We start from the raw sequence: 26,463 nt of genomic DNA, 5'->3' as shown, positions 1-26,463 counted from the left end.
GTTTCGGTATCCATGCTCGCCCAGCAGGCGGAACGCCACTCCCCTACACCCACCTCCGCTCGTCCTGTCGCACCAGTAGTGCGCCCACACCTCACGCACACCGAGGCCCTACCTCACGCACGCCTCTTGCCTCCTGGGCCGAGAACCTGAATCGTTTGAACCGGAACACCTTCACCGACGAAGGGACACCCCAAGATGCGCAGCGACATACGTCGCAGAACCGTCCTCGCCGCGAGCGCGGGCGCGGTGCCCGTCCTCGCCGCGACCGCGGCCCCGTCCGCCACCGCGGCGACCTCCACCGGGCCCGCCGCCCTCCCCGCTCCCCCGATCGGCGCGGTCACCGGACTCACCACCGAACACCGCGTCGACCCGCTCGGCACCGACGCCACCCGCCCCCGCTTCGGCTGGCGACTCGACTCGCGGCGGCGTGGCCTGACGCAGGGCGCGTACCGGATCCGAGTGGCGTCGAGCGCCGCGCGGCTCGCACGCCCCGACGTGTGGGACAGCGGCCGCGTGACGTCGTCCGACTCGGTGGCCGTGCCCTACGACGGGCCCGAACTGGAGCCGTCCACGGGGTACTTGTGGTCCGTCACGGTGTGGGACGCGGACGGCCGCGAGGTCGGCACCTCCTCCGCCGCCCGCTTCGAGACCGCCCTGCTCAGCACCGACGGCGTCACCCGCTGGGACGGCGCCCAGTGGATCGGCATGAAGGGCAAGAAGCCCAACTCTGCGGGCGCGCCCCTCGTGCGGAGCCAGAGCACACTGCGCAAGGGCCGGGTCAGCGAGGCCCGGTTGTACGTGACGGCGCTCGGGGTCTACGAGGCGTACGTCAACGGTGAGCGCGTCAAAGTCCCCGAGGGCGAAGGCCGCACGGCCGAACTGCTCACCCCGGGCTGGACCAACTACGACACGAGCGTGAACTACATGACGTACGACGTCACGGAGTTGGTCACACGCGGCGGCAGCCGTGACGTGACGCTCGCCGCCGTGCTCGGCAACGGCTGGTACAACGCGCGTGTCTCCGAGGGCAGCAAGTACTACTCCGAGGACGGCAATCCGCTCGCCCTCAAGGCCAAGCTCCTCGTCCGGTATGCCGACGGCAGCACGCAGAGCGTCGTCACCGAGCCTGGCGCAGGATGGAAGGCCACCGACACCGGCCCCTATCGCGCCGATGACATCTACGACGGCCAGACCTACGACGCCCGCAAGGAACTCACCGGCTGGACGGCGAACGGCTACGACGCGTCCACCTGGTCGGACGTCGAAGAGGTCGGCTACGCCGCGACGTACCCGGACGCCAAGCTGACCGCCTACCCCGGTGAGACGGCCCGCCTGATGGAGAAGTGGGACCGCGCGCCCGAGTCGGTGACGGTCTACTCCGAGGTCACGGGCGAGGAGTCGAGCGCCAACGGCAAGGGCCGCGTCGTCCCCGACCCCGCCCGCTCCACCAGCGGGAAGCCAGGACCCGTCACCCTGCGTCCCGGTGACACCGCCGTCTTCGACCTCGGCCAGAACATGGTCGGCGTCCCCCGCTACACGCTGCGCGGGCCCGCCGGAGCCGAAGTCGTCGTCAGGTTCGGCGAGATGCTCAACGACGACAGCAAGGGCGCGGACGGCCCGGTGGGCTCCCTCTACCGCGCGAACCTCCGCTCGGCGAAGGCCACGAGCACGTACATCCTCAAGGGGGCCGGCGGCGACAAGAGTTCCGGCGGCGAGGGCGAGACACACGAGGACACACTCACCTTCTACGGCTTCCGCTACGTGTCGGTGGCGGTGACCACCAAGGACGCCGAGGTCACCGTCTCGGACCTGACCGGCAGGGTCGCCACCTCCGCCCTCCGCGAGACCGGCAGCGTCACGACCAACGACGATGACATCAACCAGCTGATCAGCAACGTCCATTGGGGCCAGCGCGGCAACTACCTGTGGGTGCCGACCGACTGCCCGCAGCGCGACGAGCGTCTCGGCTGGACCGGCGACACGCAGGTGTTCTCGATGACCGGCCTCTACAACACGGACTCGGTCGCCTTCCTCAGCCACTTCGAGGACATCCTGATCGAGTCGCAGAAGACGTACGGCGTCGACGGCGCGCAGTTCACCGCGGTCGCGCCCGGCAACCGGTACAACGCAGCCGAGCCGTGCAGTGGTTGGGCGGACTGCGGGGTCGTCGTGCCGTGGACGGTGTGGCAGATGAGCGGCGACCGGACCATCATCGACCGCAGCTGGGACGCCATGGCCCACTACATCGACTGGATCAAGAAGAAGGGCGGCGACAGCTACGCGGGCCAGGGCGCGATCTTCGCCGACTGGCTCGCCTTCCAGAACACCGGCACCCAGCTGATGAGCGACGTCTACTACGCGTACAGCGTCCGCCTGATGGCACAGATGGCGCGCGCGACGGGCCGGACCTCGGAGTCGAAGGCGTACGAGGATCTCTTCGCCCGCATCCGCCGCGCCTTCATGGCGAAGTACATCGCGGTCGACGGCGCCAAGATAACCGTACGGTCGAGCCTCGGCGGCAAGCCGGTCATGGGCGGCGACCCGGAGGACAACAGCCAGTCGGCCCTCCTCTGGGTCCTCAAGCTCGGCCTCTACGACACGCAGGCCCAACGCCGCGCTCTGGTCGGCCTGTTGGCGGACAACATCGGCAACGACGCGGCGTACAAGGCCGCCCACCCCGACAGCGCCCGCGTCGACTACGCGGAGAACACCCTCTCGGTCGGCTTCCTCGGCTCGAACGTCCTCGCCCCGGTCCTCACCGACGAGGGCCGCCCCGACCTCGCGTACAAGCTGCTGCACCAGGACGCCATGCCGTCCTGGCTCTATTCGGTGAAGAACGGCGCGACGACGATCTGGGAGCGCTGGAACTCCTACTCCAAGGACGACGGTTTCGGCCCGGTGGAGATGAACTCCTTCAACCACTACTCGTACGGCGCGATCATGGAGTGGATGTACACGTACATGGCGGGCATCGCCGGCGACCCCGACCACCCCGGCTTCCAACGCTTCCGCCTCCAGCCGCACCTCGACCCGACCGGAAAGATCACACAGGTCGAGGCCCGCCACCTCTCCCCCTACGGCGACATCACCAGCTCCTGGTCCCTGTCGGCCGACGGCACCCTGTCCTACGAGGCCGCCGTCCCGGCCAACACCGAGGCGACACTGTCCCTGCCGGCCGTCGCGGCGGACGCGGTTCGCGAGGGCCGCACCCCACTGTCGAAGGCGGCCGGGGTGCGCTTCGAGGGTTTCGCGGACAAGGTGGCCACGTACCGGCTGTCGCCGGGGAGGTATCGGGTGACGAGTTCGGTGCGGTGACCGTCATCGCACTGCCCGGCTGGACCCCCGCACCACCAACTCCGGGCGCAGCACGATGTGTTCGTGGTGGTGTTCCGCCGCATGGGGGCCGGTTTCCTGGAGGAGGAGGTGGGCGGCGATGGCGCCGAGGGTTGTGGCCGGTTGGCGGACGGAGGTGAGGGGGACCGTCGCGGCCGAGGCGAATTCGATGTCGTCGTAGCCGACCAGCGACATGTCCTCGGGGACCCGGACCCCCGCCGCGTAGAGGGACTGGAGGACGCCGAGGGCGAGGAGGTCGTTGGCGCAGAAGACGGCCGTGGGGCGGTGCGACAGGCCGAGGAGGCGGGCGCCCGCGTCGCGGCCGGCCGCCACGTCGAGGCGGTCCGTGGGGAGTTCGTGGAGCGCGGTCACGGGGAGGCCCGCCTCGGCGAGTGCCTTGTGGGCACCCTCGCGGCGGTCCTGCACCTGTTTGAGGTGGGGTGGGCCGCTGACGTAGGCGACGGTGTGGTGGCCCGCGTCGACGAGGTGGCGGACGGCGAGCGTGCCGCCCGCCACGTCGTCGACCGCCACCGAGCAGCCCGGTTCGTCGCCGGCGACCCGGTCCACGACGACGTACGGGATGCCGTGGCGGCGGAAGGCGCGGAGCGTCGCGCCGCTGGGGTCGGCCGGGGTGATCAGGGCGCCGCGGACCCGCTGTTCGGCGAACATGGAGAGGTACTCGGCCTCGACCGACGGGCTCTGCGCGCTGTTGCACACCATCACGCCGAGCCCGGCCTCGCGCGCGGCGCGTTCAGCGCCGCGCGCGAGGTCCACGAAGAACGGGTTGCCCATGTCGAGGACGAGCAGCGACATGATCCGGCTCTGCCCGGCCCGGAGTTGGCGGGCGTACTCACTGCGTACGTAGCCGAGTCGGGCGATGACCTCCTGGACGTGTCGACGCGTGGGCCCGGAGACCCGGTCGGGCTGGTTGAGGACGTTGGAGACGGTGCCGACGGAGACACCGGCCTCCCGGGCGACGTCCTTGATGCCCACGGCGGGACGCTCACGCAAGGTGGAAGACCTCGGTGAGCGGGCACATCGCGGCGTCGGGCGCCTGCCCGTCCAACGCCTCGAAGAACTCGCCCATTTGGACCTGCCAGCGCGCGTTGACATCGGTGGCGTCCATGGCGGCGCGCGCCTTGTCGAAGTCCTCCGTCTCCAGGTAGCCGACGAGCAGTCCGTCCTCGCGCAGGAAGAGCGAGTAGTTGTGCCAGCCGGTGGCGGAGAGGGCATCCTGCATCTCCTGCCATACGTGCGCGTGGCGGGCCTTGTACTCGTCGATGCGCTCGGCCCTGACCTTGAGCAGGAAGCAGACGCGCTGCATGTCACTCATGTGTCGTTTCCCGCTCAGAACTTGTAGTCGTCGATGTTCGACTTGTTGAAGACGGTCGGCTTGCCGAGTGTCACGACGCCGTCCTTCTCGATCGTGTACTCGCCCATGTCACCGGCCGTGAACTTCTCCCCCGCCTTGCCGGTGATCTGCCCGGACTCCAGGGCGACGGCCGTGTGCGCGGCGAGCGCGCCGAGCTTCGCCGGGTCCCACAGCTCGAAGGCGTCGACGGTGCCGTTCTTGACGTAGGCGCGCATGTCGTTGGGGGTGCCGAGGCCGGTCAGCTTGACCTTGCCCTTGTACTTCGAGCCGGAGAGGTACTGGGCCGCCGCCTTGATGCCGACCGTGGTCGGGGAGATGATCCCCTTCAGCTTCGGGTGCTCCTGGAGCAGGCCCTGGGTCTGCTGGAACGACTTCTGCGCGTCGTCGTCCCCGTAGGCGGTCGTGACGAGCTTGATGTCCTTGTAGGCGGGCTTCTTCAGCTCGTCCTTCATGTACTTGATCCACGTGTTCTGATTGGTGGCCGTCTGGGCCGCCGAAAGGACCGCGATCTCGCCCTTGTTGCCGATCTGCTTGGCGATCTGCTGCACCTGGGTGCGGCCGAGGTCCTCGGCACTGGCCTGCGACACGAAGGCGTTGCGGCAGTCGACCTTGGTGTCGGAGTCGTACGTGACGATGCTGACGCCGTTCTTCATCGCCTGCTTGAGCGCGGTGCACAGGGCACCCGGGTCCTGCGCGGACACGGCTATGGCGTCGGCCTGCTGCTGGGTCAAGGTGTTGACGTAGGAGACCTGCCCGGAGGTGTCGGTGCCGGAGCTGGTGCCGACCTCCTTGTACTTCGAGCCGAGGGTGGTGAGCGCCTTCTTGCCGCCGGTGTCGGAGGTGGTGAAGTACGGGTTGTTGACCTGCTTGGGCAGGAAGGCGACCGTGAGGCCCTTCTTGGTCTTGGCGTTCGGGTCGGCCTTGCCCGCGGCCGCCGACTTGGCGTCCTCCTTGTTGGAGTCGGACTTGGTGGTGCCGCCGCAGGCGGTGGCGCCCACGACGAGGGCGGTGGTGACGGCGAGCGCGGCGGTCAGCCGGCGGGTGCGAGCGTTCATGGCGCTTCCTTAGGGAGTACGGGACGTAGGGCTATGGGGCGACAGGTGCGGGTTCGGCTGCCGCCGTCTTCTTGCGGGACCGTGCCTGCGCGATCTGGCGGCCGACGCGCGGCGCGAGCACGGAGATGACGAGCAGCACGCCGGTGACGACGATCTGGGACTGCGCGGAGACGTTGAGGAGGCTCATCACGTTCTGCAGCGAGCCGAGCAGGAACACACCGGCGATGGCGCCACCGAGGGTGCCCTTGCCGCCGTCGAAATCGATGCCGCCGAGCAACACGGCAGCGATGACGGAGAGTTCGAGCCCAGTGGCGTTGTCGTAGCGGGCGCTGGCGTAGTGCAGGGCCCAGAAGACACCGGTGAGCGCGGAGAGCACTCCGGTCGTGACGAACATCGACAGCTTGAGCCGCTTGACACGCACCCCGGCGAACCGGGCGGCCTCCTCGTTCGCGCCGATCGCGAAGAGGGAGCGACCCATGCGGGTGGCGTGCAGCACGACGATCGCGATGGCGAGGAGGACGACGAAGGGCAGGGCGGCGTACGGGATGAAGGTGTCACCGATCCGGTTCGCGCCGAAGTCCAGGTACTGGGAGGGGAAGTCGGTGACCGAGTCGGAGCCGAGGACGATCTGGGCGATGCCGCGGTAGGCGGCCATGGTGCCGATGGTGACGGCGAGCGAGGGCAGGCCGAGGCGGGTGACGAGCAGCCCGTTGATCAGTCCGCAGACGACGCCGAGGAGCAGGCACAGCGGGATGATCGTCTCGATGGCCATGCCGTTGTTCCACAGCGCGCCCATCACGGCGCCGGACAGGCCGACCGTGGAGCCGACCGACAAGTCGACCTCGCCGGAGATGACCAGCATCGTCATCGGCAGCGCGATGATCGCGATGGGCAGGGTGTTGCCGATCAGGAACGACAGGTTCAGCGCGTTGCCGAAGTTGTCGACGAACGCGAACGAGCAGAGCAGCAGCACGATGAGCAGGGCGCCGACGGCGGTGTCCCAACGAACCGCTCCTGTAAGCGAGTTCTTACGCATGGCGTCACGCATGGCGGGCGCTCCTCATCTGTGCGGCCTGCTTGCGCAGCACGGCGGCGACCCGCAGTGCGACGATCCGGTCGACGGCGATGGCGAGCAGCAGCAGGATTCCGTTGATGGCGGTGACCCAGACGGAGCTGACGCCGATGGCGGGCAGCACGCTGTTGATGGACGTCAGGAGGAGGGCGCCGAGGGCGGCGCCGTAGACGGTGCCCGCGCCGCCGGTGAAGGCGACGCCGCCGACGACGACGGCGCTGACGACGGTGAGTTCGTAGCCGTTGCCGGTGCCGGAGTCGACGTTGCCGAAGCGCGCCAGGTACAGGGCGCCGGCGAGTCCGGCGAGCGCCCCGCACAGCACGTACGCGGTCATGATCCGCTTGCGGACGGGGATGCCGGCGAGGTTCGCGGCCTCGGGGCTGGAGCCGAGCGCGTACATCTCGCGGCCGCTGCGGTAGCTGCGCAAGTAGTAACCGACGCAGAGCAGGACGGCGACGGCGAGCAGCGCCAGGTAGGGCACGATCCAGATGCCGTCGTGGCCGAAGTCGACGAAGGCGTCGGGCAGGTCGGCGGCCACGATCTGCTGCGAGCCGACCCAGATGGAGTCGATGCCGCGCACCACGTACAGCGTGCCGAGCGTGACGACGAGGGCGGGCACCTTGCCGAGGCTGACGAGGGCGCCGTTCAGGACGCCGAAGACGGTGCCGATGGCGACGGCGTACACGACGGCGATCAGTGAACTGCCGCCGCCCTGAAGGTAGTCACCGGCGGCGAAGGCGGAGATACCGAGCACCGAGCCGACGGACAGGTCGACGTTGCGGGTGATGACGACGATCGCCTGTCCGGTGGCGACGAGGACGAGGATGGTGGCGTTCAGGAGGAGGTCCTTGACTCCCTGCTGCGACAGGAACTCGGTGTTGGAGACCTGCGTGGCGAGCAGCATCACCACGAGCACGGCGGCGACGGCGAGTTCGCGCGCCTTGAACACCTTGTCGAGCAGCCGCCGCCCAGCCGTGGGAGGTGGCGCGGAGTCCTCGCGTACGGGTGGTGCGGTGATGGTCATGTCGTGCTCCTTGCGGTGCGGGCGGGCCGCACGGGGGTGGTGGTCACGCCACCCTCCCCGTCGCCGCCGCCATCACGGACTCCTCGGTCGCCTCGGCGCGGGGCAGTTCGGCGGAGAGCCGGCCCTCGTGCATCACGAGCACCCGGTCGGCCATGCCGAGGATCTCGGGCAGGTCGGAGGAGATCATCAGGACGGCGACGCCCTCGGCCGCGAGCGAGGAGAGCAGTCGGTGCACCTCGGCCTTGGTGCCGACGTCGATGCCGCGCGTGGGCTCGTCGACGATGAGCACCTGCGGGCCGGTGGCGAGCCACTTGGCGAGAACGACCTTCTGCTGGTTGCCGCCGGACAGCGTGCCGACGACATCGGCGAGCCGCGCGTACTTGACCTGCAGCTTCACCGACCAGTCGAGCGAACGGCTGCGCTCCGCCTTGCGGTTCATGAGGCCCGCGCGGGAGGTGTCGGCGAAGCCGGTGAGCCCGATGTTGCGCTCGATGGACATGTCCATCACGAGGCCCTGGGCCCGCCGGTCCTCGGGGACGAGCGCGAGGCCCGCGTGCATCGCGAGGCTGGGCGCGCCGGGCTTGAGCTTCTGCCCGAGGACCTCCACCTCGCCGCCGTCGAAGCGGTCGACGCCGAACACGGCGCGGGCCACCTCGCTGCGCCCCGCGCCGACGAGCCCGGCGAGGCCGACGATCTCGCCGCGCCGCACCTCGAAGGACACGTCGGTGAACACACCCTCGCGGGTCAACCGGCTTACGTTGAGGGCGACTTCACCGAGTTCGGTGACCTGCTTGGGGTACAGCTCGTCGAGGTCGCGGCCGACCATGCGGCGTACGAGTTCGTCCTCGGTGAGGCCGTCGACCGGCTCGCTCGCCACCCACGCGCCGTCGCGCAGCGTCGTCACCCGCTGGCACAGCTCGAAGATCTCCTCGAGGCGGTGCGAGATGAACAGCACGGCGGCGCCCTGCTCGCGCAGCGTCCGTACGACGCCGAACAGGCGGGCCACCTCGCTGCCGGTGAGCGCGGCGGTCGGCTCGTCCATGATCAGCACGCGGGCGTCGAAGGACAGCGCCTTGGCGATCTCGACGAGCTGCTGGTCGGCGATGGACAGGCCGCGGGCCGGCTGGTCCGGGTCGAGCTCCACGCCGAGCCGCTTGAACAGGGCCGCGGTGGACTCCTTGACCGTGGTGTGGTCGACGCGGCCGAAGGAGCGGCGCGGCTGGCGGCCCATGAAGATGTTCTCGGCGATGGACAGGTCGGGGAAGAGCGTCGGCTCCTGGTAGATGACGGCGACACCGGCGTCGCGGGCGTCGGCCGGGCCGTGGAACTCGACCGGGGAGCCGTCGAGCAGAACCGTCCCGGTGTCCGGGCGGTGCACCCCGGCGAGGGCCTTGATGAGCGTCGACTTTCCCGCGCCGTTCTCACCGGCGAGGGCGTGCGCCTCGCCCGCGTGCAGGCTCAGTGACACACCACGCAGGGCGCGCACGGCACCGAAGGACTTGCTCACCCCCTCCAGGGCGAGCACCGGAGTGGTCTCCGGTTCAGGTGGCGTCATGACAGGTCTCCAGACGATCCCGTGAAATGTTTCAGTGAAACGTTCCGGAAGCTAGCCACGCACCGGCGCCGCGGTCAAGGGGTCTGAACAGCCGGAATACGTCGACGTACGACACGATTCCGTAACGCGAGAGAGGCGCGGTCCACCCCCTTGACGCACTCCACGAGGGGGACTAGCTTCGCTGCACAATGAATCGATTCACACTCGATTCAGCAGACCATTCAGCAGACGGCTCGCAGACCCGTGTACTCAGAGGTGGACATGCCTGACATCGCTGCCGTGAAGGCCGCACTCGCCAACCAGCGGATCGAGACGCCTTCCTGGGGCTACGGCAACTCCGGCACCCGGTTCAAGGTGTTCGCCCAGGCCGGCGTGCCCCGCACGCCCCGCGAGAAGCTCGACGACGCGGCGAAGGTGCATGAGTTCACCGGCATCGCCCCGAAGGTCGCGCTGCACATCCCGTGGGACAGGGTCGACGACTTTGCGGCGCTGTCGGCGTACGCGAAGGAGCGCGGAGTCGAGCTCGGCACCGTCAATTCCAACACCTTCCAGGACGACGACTACAAGTTCGGCAGCGTCTGCCACCCGGACCCGAAGGTGCGCCGCAAGGCACTGGACCACCTGCTCGAATGCGTCGACATCATGGACGCGACGGGTTCCAAGGACCTGAAGATCTGGCTCGCCGACGGCACCAACTACCCGGGCCAGGACGACATCGTGGCCCGCCAGGACCGCCTCGCCGAGTCGCTCGCCGCCGTCTACGAGCGGCTCGGCGACGACCAGCGGCTGCTCCTGGAGTACAAGTTCTTCGAGCCTGCCTTCTACACGACGGACGTCCCGGACTGGGGCACCTCCTACATGCAGTGCCTCAAGCTCGGCGACAAGGCGCAGGTCGTGGTCGACACCGGCCACCACGCGCCGGGCACGAACATCGAGTTCATCGTGGCGCTGCTGCTGCGCGAGAAGAAGCTCGGCGGCTTCGACTTCAACTCCCGCTTCTACGCGGACGACGACCTGATGGTGGGCGCCGCCGACCCGTTCCAGCTGTTCCGCATCCTGCACGAGGTCGCGAAGAATGGCGGCTTCGACCCGGCCACGAATGTCGCCTTCATGCTCGACCAGTGCCACAACATCGAGGCGAAGATCCCGGCGGTCATCCGCTCCGTGATGAACGTGCAGGAGGCGACCGCGAAGGCGCTCCTCGTGGACCGGGAGGCGCTGAGTGCCGCGCAGGCCACGGGCGACGTCCTGACCGCCAACTCCGTGATCATGGACGCGTACAACACCGATGTGCGTCCGCTGCTGGCCGAGTGGCGCGAGGAGCAGGGGCTCGCGGCGAACCCTGTCACCGCGTACGCCGCCGACGGGTGGCAGGAGCGGATCGTGGCCGAGCGGGTCGGTGGGGAGCAGGCGGGGTGGGGCGCGTAACCACCTCCGTGCAGTCCGTCACCGTCAACTCCTCAGGAATTTAGGACCTTTCATGGCTACGCACCCCCAGGTTGCCGCCCTCATCGACCGCTCGAACCGGCTCGGCGCCGACCCCCGGAACACCAACTACGCCGGCGGCAACACCTCAGCCAAGGCCACCGGGACGGACCCGGTGACCGGCGGCGACGTCGAGCTGATGTGGGTCAAGGGCTCCGGCGGCGACCTGGGCACTCTCAAGGATGCCGGGCTCGCCGTCCTGCGCGTCGACCGCCTCAAGGCGCTGACCGAGGTGTACCCGGGCGTGGAGCGCGAGGACGAGATGGTCGCCGCGTTCGACTACTGCCTGCACGGCAAGGGCGGCGCCGCGCCGTCCATCGACACGGCCATGCACGGCCTGGTGGACGCGGCGCACGTCGACCACCTGCACCCCGACTCCGGCATCGCGCTGGCCTGCGCCACCGACGGGGAGAAGCTGACCGCCGAGTGCTTCGGCGAGAAGGTCGTGTGGGTGCCGTGGCGGCGCCCCGGCTTCCAACTCGGCCTGGACATCGCCGCGATCAAGTCCGCCAACCCGGAGGCGATCGGCTGCGTCCTCGGCGGCCACGGCATCACGGCGTGGGGCGACACGGCCGAAGAATGCGAGGCCAACTCGCTGCACATGATCCGCACGGCCGAGACGTTCCTCGCCGAGCGAGGCAAGGAGGAGCCGTTCGGCCCGGTCGTGGACGGTTACGCGGCCCTGTGCGCGGCCGAGCGCCGGACGCGGGCGGCCGAACTCGCCCCGCTCATCCGGGGGTTGGCCTCCACGGACCGCCCGCAGGTCGGGCACTTCGACGATTCGGGTGTCGTGCTCGACTTCCTGGCGTCCGCCGAGCACCCGCGCCTCGCCGCGCTCGGCACCTCCTGCCCGGACCACTTCCTTCGTACGAAGGTCCGCCCGCTCGTCCTCGACCTGCCGCCCACGGCCGAACTCGACACGGTGGCCGAGCGGTTGAAGGAGCTGCACGCCGACTACCGCACCGAGTACGCGGCGTACTACGACCGGCATGCGGTGGAAGGTTCGCCTGCCATGCGCGGCGCGGATCCGGCGATCGTGCTCGTACCGGGTGTCGGCATGTTCTCGTTCGGCAAGGACAAGCAGACGGCGCGCGTGGCGGGCGAGTTCTACCTCAACGCGATCAACGTGATGCGCGGCGCCGAGGCGGTCTCCGCGTACGCGCCGATCGAGGAGTCGGAGAAGTTCCGCATCGAGTACTGGGCACTGGAGGAGGCCAAGCTCCAGCGGATGCCGGCGCCGAAGCCCCTCGCCACGCGGGTGGCTCTGGTGACGGGCGCGGGCTCCGGCATCGGCAAGGCCATCGCGCACCGGCTCGTCGCCGAGGGTGCCTGTGTGGTCGTCGCCGATGTGAACGCGGACGGCGCGGCGGCGGTGGCCGAGGAGTTGGGCGGTCCCGACAAGGCGGTCGCGGTCAAGGTCGACGTCACGTCCGAGGAGCAGATCGCGGAGGCCTTCAAGGCGGTGGCGCTGGCCTTCGGCGGTGTCGACCTGGTCGTCAACAACGCGGGCATCTCCATCTCGAAGCCGCTCCTGGAGACGACGGTCAAGGACTGGGACCTCCAGCACGACATCATGGCGCGCGGCTCGTTCCTGGTCGCGCGGGAGGCGGCGCGGGTGATGCGGGCGCAGGGCATGGGCGGCGACATCGTCTACATCGCCTCCAAGAACGCGGTGTTCGCCGGCCCGAACAATGTGGCGTACTCGGCGACGAAGGCGGACCAGGCGCATCAAGTGCGGTTGCTGGCGGCGGAGTTGGGTGGGGACGGGATCCGGGTCAACGGGGTCAACCCGGATGGTGTGGTGCGCGGGTCCGGGATTTTTGCGGGGGGCTGGGGGGCGAAGCGCGCGGCGGTGTATGGGGTGGAGGAGGAGAAGTTGGGGGAGTTCTATGCGCAGAGGACGTTGTTGAAGCGGGAGGTGTTGCCGGAACACGTGGCCAACGCCGTGTTCGCGCTCACCGGCGGGGACCTTACGCATACGACGGGATTGCACGTCCCCGTGGACGCAGGTGTAGCGGCAGCGTTCCTCCGCTAACCCCGGGGCTCCGCCCCGGACCCCGCTGGCTCTCGTCCCAGAGCGGGGCTTGATTTTGCCCACCCGGGGCGCGAAGTCTCGCTGTTTGGGGGCGCGGGGAACTGCGCACCCCAGCCCCGGCGGTCCGCCACGGGGTCCGGGGGCTTGCCCCCGGTTTCGGGACGGGAAGGGGAGGCGGGGGCGACTTCACTCCCCCCGCCACCCACCACACCGCACACTCGTAAAGGCCAACCTCATGCCCACCACCCCCTACGCCGCCATAGACTTGGGCGCCTCCAGCGGCCGGGTCATGACGGCCCGCGTCACCCGGGACACCCTCACCCTGGCGGAAGCCCACCGTTTCCCGAACACCCCGGTCCGCACTCCCGACGGCCTCCACTGGGACATCCTCGGGCTGTACGCAGGCATCCTGGAGGGCCTCCGGAGGACCGGTCCGGCCCGCTCCGTCGGTATCGACAGCTGGGCCGTCGACTACGGCCTGCTCGACGCGGACAACGCCCTCCTCGGCAACCCGTACCACTACCGCGACTCCCGCACGGACCACACCGCCGAGACACTGTGGGCAACCATCCCCCCGGCGGAGCTGTACGCGGCCACCGGCCTCCAGTACGTCCCGTTCAACACGATCTACCAGCTCACGGCGGCCCGCGACACGGACCAACTCCAAGCCGCCCACCGCCTGTTGCTCATCCCGGACCTCCTCGCATACTGGCTGACCGGCCGACAGGGCACCGAGCTGACCAACGCCTCCACCACTCAGCTCATCGACCCCCGCACCGGCGACTGGGCCCACGACATCGCCGCCCGCGCCGGCATCGACGTGAACCTCTTCGCCCCGATCCGCCGCCCCGGCGACCCCGCGGGCGAACTCCTCCCCCACGTCCTCGACGAGACAGGTCTCACCGGCCCCGTACCGGTCACGACGGTCGCGTCGCACGACACGGCGTCGGCCGTGGCCGCGGTCCCGGCCACCGAGGAGAATTTCGCGTACATCTGCACCGGTACCTGGTCCCTTGCCGGCCTCGAACTGGACGCGCCCGTCCTCACGGAGGAGAGCCGCGCCGCGAACTTCACGAACGAGCTCGGCATCGACGGCACCGTCCGCTACCTCCGCAACATCATGGGCCTGTGGCTGCTCCAGGAATGCCAACGCACGTGGAGCCAGCCGGACTTGACCGCTCTCCTCGACGAGGCCGCGAAGGCGACCCCGTTGCGCTCGGTCGTCGACGCGGGCGACCCCACGTTCCTGCCGCCCGGCGGCATGCCCGACCGGATCGCCGCCGCCTGCCGCGCCACCGGCCAGCCGGAACCCCGCACCCGCGCCGAGACCACCCGCTGCATCCTCGACTCGCTCGCCCTCGCCCACCGCCGCGCCATCGAGGACGCTGCCCGCATCGCCGACCGCCCGGTCGACGTGGTGCACATCGTGGGCGGCGGCGCCCGGGGCGCCCTGCTGTGCCAACTCACGGCCGACGCCTGCGGGCTGCCGGTCGTGGCGGGCCCCGCCGAGGGCGCCGCGCTGGGCAATGTACTCGTTCAGGCGCGGGCAGACGGGGTCATCGGCGACCGGGCCGCGATGCGCCGGCTCGTCGCCGACACCCAGCCGTTGGCGCGCTACGAGCCGAGCGGCGGTAGTGGCACGTGGGACGCGGCAGCGGCGCGTGTCCGCACCCCGTGACCAGCCCCCGCTCACGACGTACGCTGCACCCGACCGATGATCACCGACGTATCACCCGCGCCGACCGAATCCGACCGACCGAAGGGGCCCCGATGCGTGTCGCGCTCTTCCTGACCTGTGTCAACGACACGCTCTACCCGGACACGGGCCGCGCCGTCGTCAAGCTCCTCAACAGGCTGGGCGTGGAGGTCGACTTCCCCGCCGCGCAGACCTGCTGCGGCCAGCCGCACTACAACACCGGCTACCGCCGCGAGGCCGAGCCGATGGCCACCCACTACGCCGACACCTTCGGCCCCGGCCTCGCCGCAGGTGATTACGACGCAATCATCACGCCGTCCGGATCGTGCGCGGCGATGGTCCGCGAGCTGTACCCGCGGATGGGCGAGCGGGCCCGCTCGGAGGGCCGTGGCGGACGCCTCGCGGCCACGCTCGCGCCGGTGATCCCGAAGACGTACGAGCTGACCGAGTTCCTGGTCGACGTACTGAAGGTGACCGACGTCGGCGCGTACTACCCGCACAAGGTGACGTATCACCCCACCTGTCACGGCCTGCGCTCCCTCGGGCTTGGCGACCGACCCACTCAACTGCTCAGCGAAGTCAAGGGACTTGAGCTGGTCGAGCTGCCGGGTGCGGCCGAGTGCTGCGGCTTCGGCGGCACCTTCGCCGTCAAGAACGCGGACGTGTCATCGGCGATGGGCACCGACAAGGTCCGCAACGCCGAGTCGACGGGCGCGGACGTGCTGTGCGCGGCCGACAACTCCTGCCTGATGCACATCGGCGGCACCATGTCCCGCCTGAAGGTCGGCATGCGGCCCGTCCATATCGCCGAGATCCTCGCCAACACGGAAGAAGCCCACACGGAAGAAGAGGGGGCCCTGGCATGAGCGGCGGAACGTTTGTCGGGATGCCGGCCTTCCCGAAGGCCGCGCACGACGCCGTGCGCAACACCACCCTGCGCGCCAACCTGAAGCACGCCACGCACACCATCCGCGACAAGCGCGAGCGCGCCGTGGCCGAACTCGACGACTGGGCACACCTTCGCCAGGCCGGCAAGGAGATCAAGGACCACACCCTCGCCCATCTGGAGCACTATCTGGTGCGGTTGGAGGAGTCGGTCACGGCCGCCGGCGGCACCGTGCACTGGGCCCGCGACGCCGACGAGGCCAACCGGATCGTCACGGCCCTGGTCCGCGAGACCGGCGGCAGTGACATCGAGAAGCATGAGGTCGTCAAGGTCAAGTCGATGGCCACCCAGGAAATCGGTCTCAACGAACACCTGGAAGCCGAGGGCATCCACGCCTACGAGACCGACCTCGCCGAACTCATCGTGCAGCTCGGCAACGACCGTCCCTCGCACATCCTGGTCCCCGCCATCCACCGCAACCGGGGCGAGATCCGCGACATCTTCCGCAAGGAGATGGGCAGTTGGGGCCGCCCTGCCCCGGAAGACCTGACCGACACCCCCGCCGAACTCGCCGAGGCGGCCCGCCTGCACCTGCGCGAGAAGTTCCTGCGCGCCAAGGTCGGCATCTCCGGCGCCAACTTCATGGTCGCCGAGACCGGCACCCTCGTGGTGGTCGAGTCCGAGGGCAACGGCCGCATGTGTCTCACACTCCCCGAGACACTGATCTCGGTCGTCGGCATCGAGAAGATCGTGCCGACGTGGCAGGACCTGGAGGTGTTCCTCCAGACGCTGCCGCGTTCCTCGACGGCCGAGCGCATGAACCCGTACACCTCCACCTGGACGGGTACCACAGACTCCGACGGCCCCCAGAACTTCCACCTCGTCCTCATCGACAACGGCCGCACCGACACCCTCGCCGACGAGGTCGGCCGCCAGGCCCTGCGCTGCATCCGCTGCTCGGCGTGCCTGAACGTGTGCCCGGTCTACGAGCGGGCCGGCGGCCACGCCTACGGCTCGGTCTACCCGGGCCCCATCGGCGCCATCCTCAGCCCGCAACTGCGCGGCACCGGCAGCGAGATCGACGCCTCGCTCCCCTACGCGTCGTCCCTGTGCGGGGCCTGCTACGAGGTGTGTCCGGTCGCCATCGACATCCCCGAGGTCCTCGTCCACCTGCGCGAACGCGTGGTCGCGGGCGGCCCCGCCACCCGGCACGGCAACAAGGTCATGCTCCGCCCGGCCAAGGGCCACGCCGCCGAACGCGCCGCGATGCGCGCCGCCACCTGGGCGTTCACCCACCCGGCGGCCCTCGCCACAGGCCAGCGCCTCGCCTCGCGCACCCGCCGCTTCCACCCGCGTACGGTGCCGGGCCCCGGCAAGGCGTGGACGGATACCCGCGACCTGCCCACGGTGCCCGCGGAACCCTTCCGCGACTGGTGGAAGCGTACGAACGGCGGCAAGGAGACGAACAAGTGAGCAGCAGAGACGTCATCCTGGGCCGGGTGCGCCGCGCCCTCGGCGGCCCGGTCGAGACACCGGGGACGTACGCCACGGACATCGACCGCGGATACCTGCGCGAGCACGGCACCCGGACGACGGAGCAGCAGGTGGAACTCCTCGCGGAGAACCTCGCCGACTATCGGGCGATCGTGCACCGGGCCACCAGCAAGGAGCTGCCTGCCACCCTCGCGCGGCTGCTCGCCGGGCACGGGTCGCGGACCGTGGTGGTGCCGTCCGGGCTGCCGGACGGCTGGCTGGCCGAGGCGGAGGCGACCCCGGTGACCGACAGCCCGGAGCACACCCCCGCCGAGCTCGACGGAGTCGACAGCGTCGTCACCGCCTGCGCGGTCGCCATCGCCGAGACCGGCACGATCGTCCTCGACGGCTCCCCCGACCAGGGCCGCCGCCGCATCACCCTCGTGCCCGACCACCACATCTGCGTGGTCCGGGTCCCGGAGCAGGTGGTGTCCTCGGTCCCGCAGGCCCTCGAACGGCTCGACCCGACCCGGCCGCTCACCTGGATCTCGGGCCCGTCCGCGACCAGCGACATCGAGCTCGACCGGGTCGAGGGCGTGCACGGACCGCGCACCCTGGAGGTCGTCCTGGTGAGCGGTGGCTGAGGGGCGCGGCTAGCGTTGGTGTCATGATCCGGTTCGACCATGTCACCAAGCGGTACGCGGACGGCACGATGGCGGTGAACGACCTCTCGTTCGAGGTGAACGAGGGTGAACTGGTCACGCTCGTCGGCCCTTCCGGCTGCGGCAAGACCACCACGATGATGATGGTGAACCGGCTGATCGAGCCGACGTCGGGTCACATCCACGTCGACGGCGAGGACATCTCCGGCGTCGACCCGGTGCAACTGCGCCGCCGCATCGGCTACGTCATCCAGCAGGTCGGTCTCTTCCCGCACCGCACGATCCTCGACAATACGGCGACCGTGCCCGCGCTCATCGGCTGGAAGAAGGCCAAGGCCAGGGCGCGCGCCGCCGAGCTGCTCGATCTGGTGGGCCTGGACCCGTCCACGTACGGGAGCCGCTACCCGGAGCAGCTCTCCGGTGGCCAGCGCCAGCGGGTCGGGGTCGCCCGCGCCCTCGCCGCCGACCCGCCCGTGCTCCTGATGGACGAGCCGTTCGGCGCGGTCGACCCGGTGGTGCGCGAGCAGTTGCAGGACGAGTTCCTGAAGATGCAGGCCGCCGTGCGCAAGACGGTCCTCCTCGTCACGCACGACATCGAGGAGGCGGTCCGGCTCGGCGACCGCATCGCGGTGTACGGCGAGGGCCGCATCGAGCAGTACGACACTCCTGGCGCGGTGCTCGGCTCGCCCGCCACTCCGTACGTCGCCGAGTTCGTCGGCGCGGACCGGGGCCTGAAGCGCCTGTCGGTCACCGAGATCGAGCCGGACGACCTGGAGCAGCCGTCGGTGGCCCGCTTCGACGAGTCGCCCGCGCGGGCCGCCGCCCGGATGCGCGAGGACGGGGTGCGGTGGGCCGTCGTCCTCGACGAGGGCGGTGACTTGCACGGCTGGGTCGGCGTCGACGAGGCGTCGCTCGCCGGTCCGGACGGCAGGGTCGGCGATCTGGCGCACCGGATGCGGGCGTGGGTGCCGGTCGGCGCGCCCCTCAAGCAGGCGTTCGGCGAGATGCTCCAGCACGACGCGGGCTGGGTGGCGGTCCTCGACGACGCCCGCTTCCTCGGCGTCCTGACCCCGGCCAAGCTGCACGAGGCGCTGCGCCGATCGGTGGACGCGGACGCACAGGGCGTGGCGCGGGACGAGGTGGAGTTCGACTCGGTGGCGGACGCCTGATCGGGCTACACACACCCCGCAGAAGTAACCCTAAAGTTGAGGTTGAGAGTCCGGTCAGGGTGAGCACCCCGATGTGGGCCGCCTCGGCACACACCTTTCAGCCGCCCTGCCGCCGCAGCAGCCCCCTGTCCTCCAGGTAGGTCCGCGCGACGTCCTCGGGGAGTCGGCGCCAGCTGTCGACCTGCTGGTTCATGGAGGCGAGGTCGTCGGTGGTGAGTACGGAGTTGAGCGCGCCGAGCGCCTTCGCGACCTTCGCGTTTCCGGCCCGGGAGCGGTTGACGACGGGCACGAGGTAGTCGGCGTTCTGCAGCTTCTTGTCGTCGTCGAGCAGCACGAGCCCGAAGTCGCCGAGGGTGGCATCGGTGGTCGTGGTGAGCACCATCTGGACCTGCCCGTTCTGGGCGGCGTTCTTGGCCTGCGTGGTGCCGACGCCCTTGGGGTCGATCCCGGTGACGTCGATGCCGTAGACCTTCTCGAGGCCCGGCTGGCAGTACGGCCGCTGTACGCACTCGTCGCCGGCGGCGATCCGCACCTTCAGCCCGGAGGCGCCGAGGTCGCTGAGCGTCTTGAGGTCGTGCTTCTTCGCGTAGGCCTCGGTCACCGCGAACGCGTTCTGGTCGACGGCCTTGCCCGCGTCGAGCACATCGAGCCCGCGCGGCGCGGCGAGTGCCCGCAGGCTCTTCATGGTGGCGCCGAGGTCGGGCGAGCCGACGGGCTTCGCGTCGGCGCCATTCTTCTTGGCGTTGAGCCAGTCGGCGAAGGTGGCGGCGTACTCGGGCACGACGTCGATCTGCCCGGACTCCAGGGCGGGCTCGTACAGCTCGCGGTTGCCCACGGACAGCAGCTCGGTCTCGTACCCCGCCTGCTTCAGCAGCAGCGCGTACATATTGGCCAGCAGATCGCTCTCGGTGAATCCGGCGGAGCCGATGACGAGGTGCTTGCTGTCGCCGGGCGGCGCGGTCACCTCGCCCTGGTCCTCCAGGGAGGGCCCACTGGTGCACCCGCCGACCAGCAGCAGGAGCCCCAGGAACAGGGCCACTCGACGCAACAACCCGCTCATCAGGCCCTCCTCCCCCGCAGCCGTCCGGGACCGAACCGCTCGACGAGCTCGAACAGCGCCTCGACGACGAGCGCGAAGACGGCGACGAGCACGGCGCCCGCGACCACCTGCGGTGTACTGGCGAGGTTGAACCCTGCTGTGATGATCCGGCCGAGCCCGCCACCCCCGGCGATGGCGGCGATGGTGGCCGTGGCGACCAGCTGCACGGCGGCGATCCGCACACCGTTGAGGATCATCGGCAGCGCGAGCGGCGCCTCGACCCTCAGCAGCATCTGCCGCCCCGTCATCCCCATGCCCCGCGCGGCCCGTACGACCTCCCGGTCGACGCCGCGCATCCCCACGTACGCGTTGGTGAGCAGCGGCGGCACCGCGAACAGTACGAGGGCGACGACGGTGGGCCCCTCGCTGTACTGCCCGAGCGGCGTGAGCAGCAACAGCACGAGCACGGCGAAGGTGGGCACGGCGCGCCCCACGTTGGCGATGTTGACGGCGAGCGCCCCGCCCTTCCCGAGATGCCCGAGGACCAGGGCGATCGGCAGCGCGATGAGACAGCTGATGACGAGACAGACGACGGTCAGTGTCACGTGCTGGGCGAGCCGGTGCCAGACGCCGTTGTCGCCGGCCCAGTTCGCGGAGTCGGCGAGCCAGTTCCAGGAGTCGGAGAGGAGCTTCACGCGCGGCTCGCTCTCGTCCAGGGGGTGAGCGCCCGCCCGATGGCAAGGAGCACCACATCGGCGACGAGCGCGATGACGACGCACAGCACGGAGGCTGTGAGCACCTGCGCCTTGAAGTACGTGTTCATGCCGCTGTAGATGAGATTGCCGAGACCTCCGTAGCCGACGATGGCGCCGACGGTCACGAGCGAGACGGCGGACACGGTCGCGATCCGCAGCCCGGCGAGCGCCGCCGGCAGAGCGAGCGGCAGCTCAACCGTCAGGAGCAGCCGGATCGGCCCGTACCCCATGCCGCGCGCGGCCTGCCGGGTGTCCTCGGGCACGGACCGCAGCCCGGCGAGGATGTTCCGTACGAGGAGGGTGAGCGAGTAGAGGACGAGCCCGGCGATGACCAGCGTGGCGGACAGCCCGTACACGGGCAGCAGCAGCGAGAACATCGCGAGCGACGGGATCGTGTAGAGCACGGTCGTCAGGGCGAGCACGGGCCCGGCGGCCCATCCCCACCGCCGCGCGAGCAGCGCGAGCGGCACGGCGATGACCACGGCGATGGCGACGGCGACGAGCGTGATCTCCAAGTGCTGCACCGTGGCGTCCACCAGCATGTGCCGACGCGTGCTCAGATACTCGCCGCAGATCCAGTCGTTGCGGGCGAGACAGTCGTCGGGCGGCGAAGTGCCGGGCCCACCGTTCACGAGGCGCACCCGACCATTCCAGTGGCTCGGCCCGCGCTCGGCGCGCCGGGTGACCCGTATGGGCGTCGCTCCGTCTTCCCCGCGCTACACACCTGACGTGGCGCGGTGCCAGGGCTAGGGTCTGCGTCATGAGCAATCTTGACCGCGAGCCAGTGCCCTCGGTGTGCGGCGGACGCGGCTTCGTCGTGGCGGAGCCGGTACGCGAACTCCTCACCCCGCGCCGCGTGAAGCTCGGCGAGTCCACGGAGGTGCGCCGGCTCCTTCCGAACCTGGGCCGCCGCATGGTCGGCGCGTGGGCCTTCGTCGACCACTACGGGCCGGACGACATCGCGGACGAGCCCGGCATGCAGGTGCCGCCGCACCCGCACATGGGTCTGCAGACGGTGAGCTGGCTGCACGACGGCGAGGTCCTGCACCGTGATTCGACGGGCAGCCTCCAGACGATCCGCCCCCGCGAACTGGGCCTGATGACGTCGGGCCGGGCGATCTCCCACTCCGAGGAGAGCCCGGCGTCGCACGCCCGCTTCCTGCACGGAGCCCAGCTCTGGGTGGCGCTCCCCGACTCCCACCGCCACGTGGACCCGCACTTCGAGCACCACGGGACGCTGCCGACGGTGACGGCGCCGGGCCTGACGGCCACAGTCCTCCTCGGTTCACTGGACGGCGCGGTGTCCCCCGGCACCACGTACACCCCGATCGTGGGCGCGGACCTCTCCCTCGCTCACGGCACGGAGACCCGCCTCCCCCTGAACCCCGACTTCGAGTACGCGGTCCTGTCGATGTCCGGCGAGGCCCACGTCGACGACGTCCCGCTCGTCCCCGGCTCGATGCTCTACCTCGGCTGCGGCCGCACGGAACTCCCGCTGCGCGCGGGCTCGGACGCGGGGCTGATGCTGCTCGGCGGGGAGCCGTTCGAGGAGGAGTTGGTGATGTTCTGGAACTTCATCGGGCGGTCGCAGGACGATATCAGCCAGGCACGTGAGGACTGGATGAACGGGTCGCGATTTGGGGAAGTGAAGGGTTACGACGGGGAGCGGCTGGACGCACCGGAGCTGCCGCCTGTGCCGTTGAAACCGCGGGGACGTGTCCGCTGATCAGCGGTTTTACCAGTGCGGGAGTCGCCCCGGGCACGCAGCGCAGGGCATCGACACCAGCACCGTCCCGCGCGCCGAGAGGTTCGGCCCCGGCTCGCAGGTGCCGGGCTCGCACCGCCCTCTTAAGACGTCGGCTCGCCCCTCGGTACCTCCCTGAACTGCATGGCAGGCGGGCAGACCTTATGCGGTGGTGCCGTCGTCCGAGTCGCGGGTCTGTTGCTCGGGTTGCGCACCGTGCGCATGCTCTGTCTCGGCCGCTTCTCGGGCGATGACGCTCGTTCGCGCGCGTCGTCCTCGTCCGCACGTTGCAGAGCTGCATCCGTGCGTCGCAGCCGAGCGCCGGACCTCTTGACGGCGGCGTGGGAGCGTTCCAGCGCCTCGAAGGCGCGTTGACGCAGGGTGGTCGTCGGTATGCCGACGACCCGGGCGCGGCGGTCCTGTTTTGCCTCTGTTTCGTCGAGGCGTTGTTCACGCTCGTCGGCCAGTTCCTCGCGCTCGTCCGCACGGCTGTCGCGGAGAGAGGCTTCGTCGTCTCGCTGGTCGGCGCGAGCATCACGCCGGTCCGCAACCCGGCCGCGCTCTTCCTGGTCACCGGCGCACGGATCGTTTTCTGGATCGCCTTGGCCCACTCCGTCAGTGTGCGCGCAGCAGCCGGGGATGCCAAGCCGCTCCGTGGGCGCCGACCGTACTGGGGATTCTTTCGTCAGTCTCAGTCGCGTACGTTCGCGTGTCGGGCTGTGCTGGAACCGCGTGAAACTGCGGGGTTCGGGCTGAGGCCCACCCGCCTCACGTTGCCGCTCATGAACGGCGCAGGGGTGCGCCGGCCGCGTGCAAGCTCTTCAACGCCAGCCGATAGGAGTCAAGAAGTCCTGTCTGTACGTAGTGCACCTGGAGTTCCTCGCAGTGGGCACGGACGATCAGTTGCGCCTTTCGTAGGTGGGGCGAGGGCATGTGCGGAAAGAGGTGGTGCTCGATCTGATAGTTGAGCCCGCCCATGATGAGATCGGTGATGCGGCCACCGTGCACGTTGCGTGATGTCAGGACCTGGCGCCGTAGGAAGTCGGGCCGCTCCTGCCCGGTGAACATCGGCATGCCCTTGTGGTTCGGCGCGAAGACGGTTCCCAGATACAGGCCGAACAGGCACTGGTGCACCAGCAGGAACATCACCGCCTTGCCCGCCGGAAGCACGGCAAACAACGCGCCGAGATACAGCACGAAGTGACAGCCGAGCAGCAGGGCTTCCGATCGGCGCTGCTTCAGGGCCGGCCCCGTCAGGGACCGCAGCCCGGACACGTGCAGGTTGAAGCCCTCCAGGGCCAGCAGCGGGAAGAACAGATACGCCTGACTGCCCCCGAGCAGACGAGGCAGCCCCTTGGCCTGCTCAGCCTGAGCCGCGCTCCACACCAGGATGTCGGGCCGCACATCCGGGTCCAGGTCCGCATGGTTGGGGTTCGCGTGATGACGGGAGTGCTTGTCCTGCCACCACCCGTAACCCATGCCGATGCCGAAGTTGCCCAGTGCGCGTCCGGCCCGTGCGCTGGTCGAGCGCAACCGGAAAACCTGACGGTGCGCCACATCGTGGGCAAGCAGGGCCACTTGTCCGAAGATGAACGCCAGCACCGCAGCAACGGCCAGATTCCACCAGCTGTCACCGACCAGTGCGAACGACGTCCAGGACAGTACGTAGGCAGTGACGACGAGGGCGATGCGTGCTGCGTAGTACCCCGGGCGTCGCACCAGTAGCCCGGCGGCCTTGATCCTCTTCGACAGAAGCGTGAAGTCGCTCCCTCGGTCGATCTTCTTCTCTGACTTCTGCTCTGAGAGCGCGGAAGTGGCCATGTACCCGGCCTTTCAGAACTGTCCACGCCCGGCTGCGGATCGAGGCGCACCCATCCGCCTATCCGGACTCTGGGCTGTGAAAGACCCTGAGAAGAACAGAAAGACGGGATCGCATGGCCGTTGCACACGGCTTCCCACAAGCCACGTAGCCGGAACGAAGGAGGTGTCCGGGGCTGGGGACGGAGGCTGTCGAAACCCGACGCCCCACGGACAGCATAGCCGCCCTCGCAAGCCCCCTGTCACTGGCGGGAATACGGGACCCCCGCAGGGACGATTCAATCGCCGTTGACATCGGATCCGGTTGGCGCACGTGAACGATTGTTTTCTGGGCGAGGTCCAGGCCCACGAGTGAGAGCGGTGGCGTGCTCGCCGCCCGGGTGAGGAAGAGTGGGAACTCCATCCCCGCAGGGCACCAAAACCGGCCGAAGTGCTCGGCCGGCCCCGGTGGTTGTGAGGGTGCGGAAACTCAGATGCGGCCCTTGCCGTAGTGGGCGCCGATCTGGTCGTGGTACCCGGCGTCCCCGACGTGCTTGTCCTTGTCGAATTCGGGGGCGTCCTTGATCTGTGCCTTGGTGCGGTCGACGTGAATCGCCTTGTCCTGGGTGTCGATCCGGGTCACTGTGCCTGCGGGAAGCAGGACATGCCTGCCGAAGATCCACACGCCGGTGTCGACGACGAGGTAGGCGGAGCCGACCTCGTCCGAGTGCTTGTCGACCTTGCCGATGCCACCGTCGGTGGCCTCCACCTTGAAGCCGATCAGGTCGGCTCCCTGGGTGTGGCCGCTCGTCGGCGGATAGCCCCACATGTTCTCGTTCACGTTCGGCTCCTTCATCGACGATGTACGGCCTGGAGTGCCGTGTCCAGTGATACCGGCGCTCCTCGGGTCGGCGGGTGCCCCCGTCCCGGGAATGAACACAGACGACCATGGAGCAACTGCCGCGCGGTTGCCGGGCGAACGTGAGGCCGCCGGATTCCCCGCCCGCCGAGTAGGCGCCCCCGCTGCGGTCCGACCTGCCGTGCCACGGCTTGTGTGGTGGCCGGCTCGGTTCGCTCTGACCGGCTGGCGTCAGTGAGGCTGCGCCATCTTGAAGTGGCTGGTCAGCAGGGGTGGTGGACCGTCAAGACCAGCTGCCGCTGGTACCACATGGGTAGCAACCAGCGGTCCTGGGCGTCGTCATGAGGAAGTTCCGCCTAGAAGTGTTCTGCGGCGGCCATGGATCCCGACGACTGCCCTCGCCGCCCCGAGCACGCCTTCGGACCGCCGGCCGCGACATTGCACAGCGGACGGGACTGCGTTCAACAGAGGCGACAGCAACTTCTCGCCTGCTTCTCACGACACCTGCGGCGCGTGGTAGCGCCTGCCGGCTGCCATCGCCTCTTCGATCACTGCGGCATCGTCGAGTCGGTCAGCGCGTACAACGATGTCCGCTCCGGCCGACGTCACCAGGGACCGGCTGAAGAGAATCACCGCCCACGCGTCGTCCTTTCCGATCTCCCGCACTTCCCATTCGCTCGACAGCACCGCCAGCGCTCCGCGGCCGCGCCACCGATAGACAGATCCCGGACGTCTGGTGAGACGCGTGTCGACACCGAGAATGCGGCGCTCCCGCCCGCTCCGAGTGCGGTAGCCCACCACGTCGTTCATCATCTGCTTGCCTGAACTGCCGCTCGGTAGCGGGTCATAGGTGAACGTCGCGCCAGTGCGCCGTTCCCCCTGCCACATGGGGAACGAGGAACAGATGATGTGCCAGGTGCCGGCCAAGCGGGTCGGCGTGACGTCGAATCGGTCCATGCCGAGACCCTACGACGCCCGTACATCTCGCCTGCATGGCGGTAGCCGAACGCAAGCATGCACGGCGGCCTCTCCGAGCAAGATCCACATCCAACCTGGCCCACTGTCCGTGGACCGGGTTCGAGCTGGGTCGGCACCGAGTGCGAACGCCCACCAGAGGCGGATCGCTCTGCCCCCGGCCGGGCCTGGGGCATCACCCCGGGCGTTGACGCCCTTCGCCGTCGACGCCCGCGCACGTCTCGCCCGTGTTCGTGCCCGCGTCCTCGCCGAACCCGACGACGTTGCCGGCACCGGTCATGCCGTAGAGGAACCTGATCACCGCACCCGGCACCCCTGGGCGCGCCAACCCCACGAAGGGCATCGACCAATCAAGTAGTAGGGCGATTTGAAGATCTGGAGTGGGCGGATATTACCGTGTGCGGTGCCCGTACCGTCGTCGCTCCGGGCTCCGCCGGGAGGGGCCGACGGGTCCGGTCGGGACGGCGGCGTCATCCC

The 26,463-nt window shown here is 69.5% G+C and carries 23 protein-coding genes; 9 read left to right on the top strand and 14 right to left on the bottom strand.

Annotated elements, in window-relative coordinates; genetic code table 11:
• Window positions 1–195: 195 nt before the first annotated feature.
• On the top strand, window positions 196–3,315 hold the full coding sequence (locus tag ACWD2L_RS04990) for a family 78 glycoside hydrolase catalytic domain (RefSeq protein ID WP_351338101.1): 3,120 nt from the start codon (window positions 196–198) through the stop codon (window positions 3,313–3,315).
• Window positions 3,316–3,318: 3 nt separating this feature from the next.
• Here the strand turns inward: ACWD2L_RS04990 and ACWD2L_RS04985 are convergent, their stop codons facing one another.
• Genes ACWD2L_RS04985 through ACWD2L_RS04960 form a run of 6 tightly spaced genes read right to left on the bottom strand, consistent with a single transcriptional unit; the run spans window position 3,319 to window position 9,411 of the window.
• On the bottom strand, window positions 3,319–4,344 hold the full coding sequence (locus ACWD2L_RS04985) for a LacI family DNA-binding transcriptional regulator (protein WP_351338104.1): 1,026 nt from the start codon (window positions 4,342–4,344) through the stop codon (window positions 3,319–3,321).
• Entirely contained in the window at window positions 4,337–4,657 is a 321-nt protein-coding gene (locus ACWD2L_RS04980) for an L-rhamnose mutarotase (protein WP_351338131.1), read from the bottom strand. Before ACWD2L_RS04980 ends, ACWD2L_RS04985 begins: the two co-directional genes overlap by 8 nt.
• 23 nt (window positions 4,658–4,680) lie before the next feature.
• Window positions 4,681–5,760 carry a rhamnose ABC transporter substrate-binding protein gene (gene rhaS, locus ACWD2L_RS04975; protein ID WP_351338107.1) on the bottom strand — a complete coding sequence of 360 codons (1,080 nt, stop codon included), beginning with the start codon at window positions 5,758–5,760 and terminating at the stop codon, window positions 4,681–4,683.
• A 31-nt stretch (window positions 5,761–5,791) separates the two neighbouring features.
• Window positions 5,792–6,808, bottom strand: a complete 1,017-nt coding sequence (locus ACWD2L_RS04970) for an ABC transporter permease (RefSeq protein WP_351338109.1) — start codon at window positions 6,806–6,808, stop codon at window positions 5,792–5,794.
• Window positions 6,801–7,856: an ABC transporter permease gene (locus ACWD2L_RS04965; protein WP_351338112.1), complete on the bottom strand. Its 1,056-nt coding sequence runs from the start codon at window positions 7,854–7,856 to the stop codon at window positions 6,801–6,803. Before ACWD2L_RS04965 ends, ACWD2L_RS04970 begins: the two co-directional genes overlap by 8 nt.
• 43 nt (window positions 7,857–7,899) lie before the next feature.
• On the bottom strand, window positions 7,900–9,411 hold the full coding sequence (locus tag ACWD2L_RS04960; protein WP_351338114.1) for a sugar ABC transporter ATP-binding protein: 1,512 nt from the start codon (window positions 9,409–9,411) through the stop codon (window positions 7,900–7,902).
• A gap of 261 nt (window positions 9,412–9,672) precedes the next feature.
• On the opposite strand from ACWD2L_RS04960, the gene rhaI reads away from it, so the two are divergent.
• The 7 genes from rhaI (at window position 9,673) to ACWD2L_RS04925 (ending at window position 18,817) form a co-directional block, all read left to right on the top strand.
• Window positions 9,673–10,839 carry an L-rhamnose isomerase gene (rhaI, locus tag ACWD2L_RS04955; protein ID WP_451187225.1) on the top strand — a complete coding sequence of 389 codons (1,167 nt, stop codon included), beginning with the start codon at window positions 9,673–9,675 and terminating at the stop codon, window positions 10,837–10,839.
• Window positions 10,840–10,891: 52 nt separating this feature from the next.
• Complete coding sequence (locus ACWD2L_RS04950) at window positions 10,892–12,931, top strand: bifunctional aldolase/short-chain dehydrogenase (RefSeq protein ID WP_351336013.1); 2,040 nt, start codon at window positions 10,892–10,894, stop codon at window positions 12,929–12,931.
• A 235-nt stretch (window positions 12,932–13,166) separates the two neighbouring features.
• Window positions 13,167–14,609 (top strand): rhamnulokinase, encoded by a 1,443-nt coding sequence (locus ACWD2L_RS04945; protein WP_351336016.1) that lies wholly within the window; start codon window positions 13,167–13,169, stop codon window positions 14,607–14,609.
• A gap of 92 nt (window positions 14,610–14,701) precedes the next feature.
• The gene (locus tag ACWD2L_RS04940; protein WP_351336018.1) at window positions 14,702–15,493 is read left to right on the top strand and encodes a (Fe-S)-binding protein; all 792 of its coding nucleotides are present in this window, start codon (window positions 14,702–14,704) and stop codon (window positions 15,491–15,493) included.
• Window positions 15,490–16,986, top strand: coding sequence for a lactate utilization protein B (locus tag ACWD2L_RS04935; protein ID WP_351336021.1), 1,497 nt, complete (start codon window positions 15,490–15,492; stop codon window positions 16,984–16,986). Before ACWD2L_RS04940 ends, ACWD2L_RS04935 begins: the two co-directional genes overlap by 4 nt.
• Window positions 16,983–17,630: a LutC/YkgG family protein gene (locus tag ACWD2L_RS04930; protein ID WP_351336023.1), complete on the top strand. Its 648-nt coding sequence runs from the start codon at window positions 16,983–16,985 to the stop codon at window positions 17,628–17,630. Before ACWD2L_RS04935 ends, ACWD2L_RS04930 begins: the two co-directional genes overlap by 4 nt.
• Before the next feature lie 23 nt (window positions 17,631–17,653).
• Window positions 17,654–18,817, top strand: a complete 1,164-nt coding sequence (locus ACWD2L_RS04925) for an ABC transporter ATP-binding protein (RefSeq protein ID WP_351336025.1) — start codon at window positions 17,654–17,656, stop codon at window positions 18,815–18,817.
• Between the two features lie 97 nt (window positions 18,818–18,914).
• Here ACWD2L_RS04925 and ACWD2L_RS04920 read toward each other — a convergent pair whose 3' ends face one another.
• The 3 genes from ACWD2L_RS04920 to ACWD2L_RS04910 are packed head-to-tail and all read right to left on the bottom strand — an operon-like array spanning window position 18,915 to window position 21,243.
• The gene (locus ACWD2L_RS04920) at window positions 18,915–19,877 is read right to left on the bottom strand and encodes an ABC transporter substrate-binding protein (protein ID WP_351336027.1); all 963 of its coding nucleotides are present in this window, start codon (window positions 19,875–19,877) and stop codon (window positions 18,915–18,917) included.
• On the bottom strand, window positions 19,877–20,551 hold the full coding sequence (locus ACWD2L_RS04915) for an ABC transporter permease (RefSeq protein WP_351336029.1): 675 nt from the start codon (window positions 20,549–20,551) through the stop codon (window positions 19,877–19,879). The genes ACWD2L_RS04920 and ACWD2L_RS04915 overlap by 1 nt, the downstream gene beginning before the upstream one ends.
• Window positions 20,548–21,243, bottom strand: a complete 696-nt coding sequence (locus ACWD2L_RS04910; RefSeq protein ID WP_351336032.1) for an ABC transporter permease — start codon at window positions 21,241–21,243, stop codon at window positions 20,548–20,550. Before ACWD2L_RS04910 ends, ACWD2L_RS04915 begins: the two co-directional genes overlap by 4 nt.
• Before the next feature lie 128 nt (window positions 21,244–21,371).
• Between ACWD2L_RS04910 and ACWD2L_RS04905 the strand changes: the two genes are divergently transcribed.
• Entirely contained in the window at window positions 21,372–22,337 is a 966-nt protein-coding gene (locus ACWD2L_RS04905) for a pirin family protein (protein ID WP_351336035.1), read from the top strand.
• A gap of 122 nt (window positions 22,338–22,459) precedes the next feature.
• Here ACWD2L_RS04905 and ACWD2L_RS04900 read toward each other — a convergent pair whose 3' ends face one another.
• From ACWD2L_RS04900 to ACWD2L_RS04880, 5 genes are all read right to left on the bottom strand, one after another.
• A complete protein-coding gene (locus ACWD2L_RS04900) occupies window positions 22,460–22,966 on the bottom strand; it encodes a hypothetical protein (protein WP_351336038.1) in 507 nt (168 codons plus the stop codon).
• Between the two features lie 169 nt (window positions 22,967–23,135).
• On the bottom strand, window positions 23,136–24,176 hold the full coding sequence (locus ACWD2L_RS04895) for a fatty acid desaturase family protein (protein WP_351336041.1): 1,041 nt from the start codon (window positions 24,174–24,176) through the stop codon (window positions 23,136–23,138).
• Between the two features lie 466 nt (window positions 24,177–24,642).
• Entirely contained in the window at window positions 24,643–24,993 is a 351-nt protein-coding gene (locus ACWD2L_RS04890) for a PRC-barrel domain-containing protein (protein WP_351336044.1), read from the bottom strand.
• Window positions 24,994–25,506: 513 nt separating this feature from the next.
• Entirely contained in the window at window positions 25,507–25,968 is a 462-nt protein-coding gene (locus ACWD2L_RS04885; RefSeq protein WP_351336047.1) for a hypothetical protein, read from the bottom strand.
• Between the two features lie 193 nt (window positions 25,969–26,161).
• Window positions 26,162–26,287, bottom strand: a complete 126-nt coding sequence (locus ACWD2L_RS04880; RefSeq protein WP_351336050.1) for a hypothetical protein — start codon at window positions 26,285–26,287, stop codon at window positions 26,162–26,164.
• Window positions 26,288–26,463 lie beyond the last annotated feature (176 nt).

It is taken from the genome of Streptomyces sp. NPDC002754 (assembly GCF_053592315.1).
This window is presented reverse-complemented; position numbering and strand designations above follow the sequence as displayed.

Bases quoted from the DNA above. Each gene is read 5' to 3' on its own strand.
- ACWD2L_RS04990 (WP_351338101.1), top strand. From the start codon at position 196: ATGCGCAGCGACATACGTCGCAGAACCGTCCTCGCCGCGAGCGCGGGC.
- ACWD2L_RS04980 (WP_351338131.1), bottom strand. From the start codon at position 4,657: ATGCAGCGCGTCTGCTTCCTGCTCAAGGTCAGGGCCGAGCGCATCGAC.
- rhaS (WP_351338107.1), bottom strand. From the start codon at position 5,760: ATGAACGCTCGCACCCGCCGGCTGACCGCCGCGCTCGCCGTCACCACC.
- ACWD2L_RS04970 (WP_351338109.1), bottom strand. From the start codon at position 6,808: ATGCGTGACGCCATGCGTAAGAACTCGCTTACAGGAGCGGTTCGTTGG.
- ACWD2L_RS04965 (WP_351338112.1), bottom strand. From the start codon at position 7,856: ATGACCATCACCGCACCACCCGTACGCGAGGACTCCGCGCCACCTCCC.
- ACWD2L_RS04960 (WP_351338114.1), bottom strand. From the start codon at position 9,411: ATGACGCCACCTGAACCGGAGACCACTCCGGTGCTCGCCCTGGAGGGG.
- rhaI (WP_451187225.1), top strand. From the start codon at position 9,673: ATGCCTGACATCGCTGCCGTGAAGGCCGCACTCGCCAACCAGCGGATC.
- ACWD2L_RS04950 (WP_351336013.1), top strand. From the start codon at position 10,892: ATGGCTACGCACCCCCAGGTTGCCGCCCTCATCGACCGCTCGAACCGG.
- ACWD2L_RS04945 (WP_351336016.1), top strand. From the start codon at position 13,167: ATGCCCACCACCCCCTACGCCGCCATAGACTTGGGCGCCTCCAGCGGC.
- ACWD2L_RS04940 (WP_351336018.1), top strand. From the start codon at position 14,702: ATGCGTGTCGCGCTCTTCCTGACCTGTGTCAACGACACGCTCTACCCG.
- ACWD2L_RS04935 (WP_351336021.1), top strand. From the start codon at position 15,490: ATGAGCGGCGGAACGTTTGTCGGGATGCCGGCCTTCCCGAAGGCCGCG.
- ACWD2L_RS04925 (WP_351336025.1), top strand. From the start codon at position 17,654: ATGATCCGGTTCGACCATGTCACCAAGCGGTACGCGGACGGCACGATG.
- ACWD2L_RS04920 (WP_351336027.1), bottom strand. From the start codon at position 19,877: ATGAGCGGGTTGTTGCGTCGAGTGGCCCTGTTCCTGGGGCTCCTGCTG.
- ACWD2L_RS04905 (WP_351336035.1), top strand. From the start codon at position 21,372: ATGAGCAATCTTGACCGCGAGCCAGTGCCCTCGGTGTGCGGCGGACGC.
- ACWD2L_RS04895 (WP_351336041.1), bottom strand. From the start codon at position 24,176: ATGGCCACTTCCGCGCTCTCAGAGCAGAAGTCAGAGAAGAAGATCGAC.
- ACWD2L_RS04885 (WP_351336047.1), bottom strand. From the start codon at position 25,968: ATGGACCGATTCGACGTCACGCCGACCCGCTTGGCCGGCACCTGGCAC.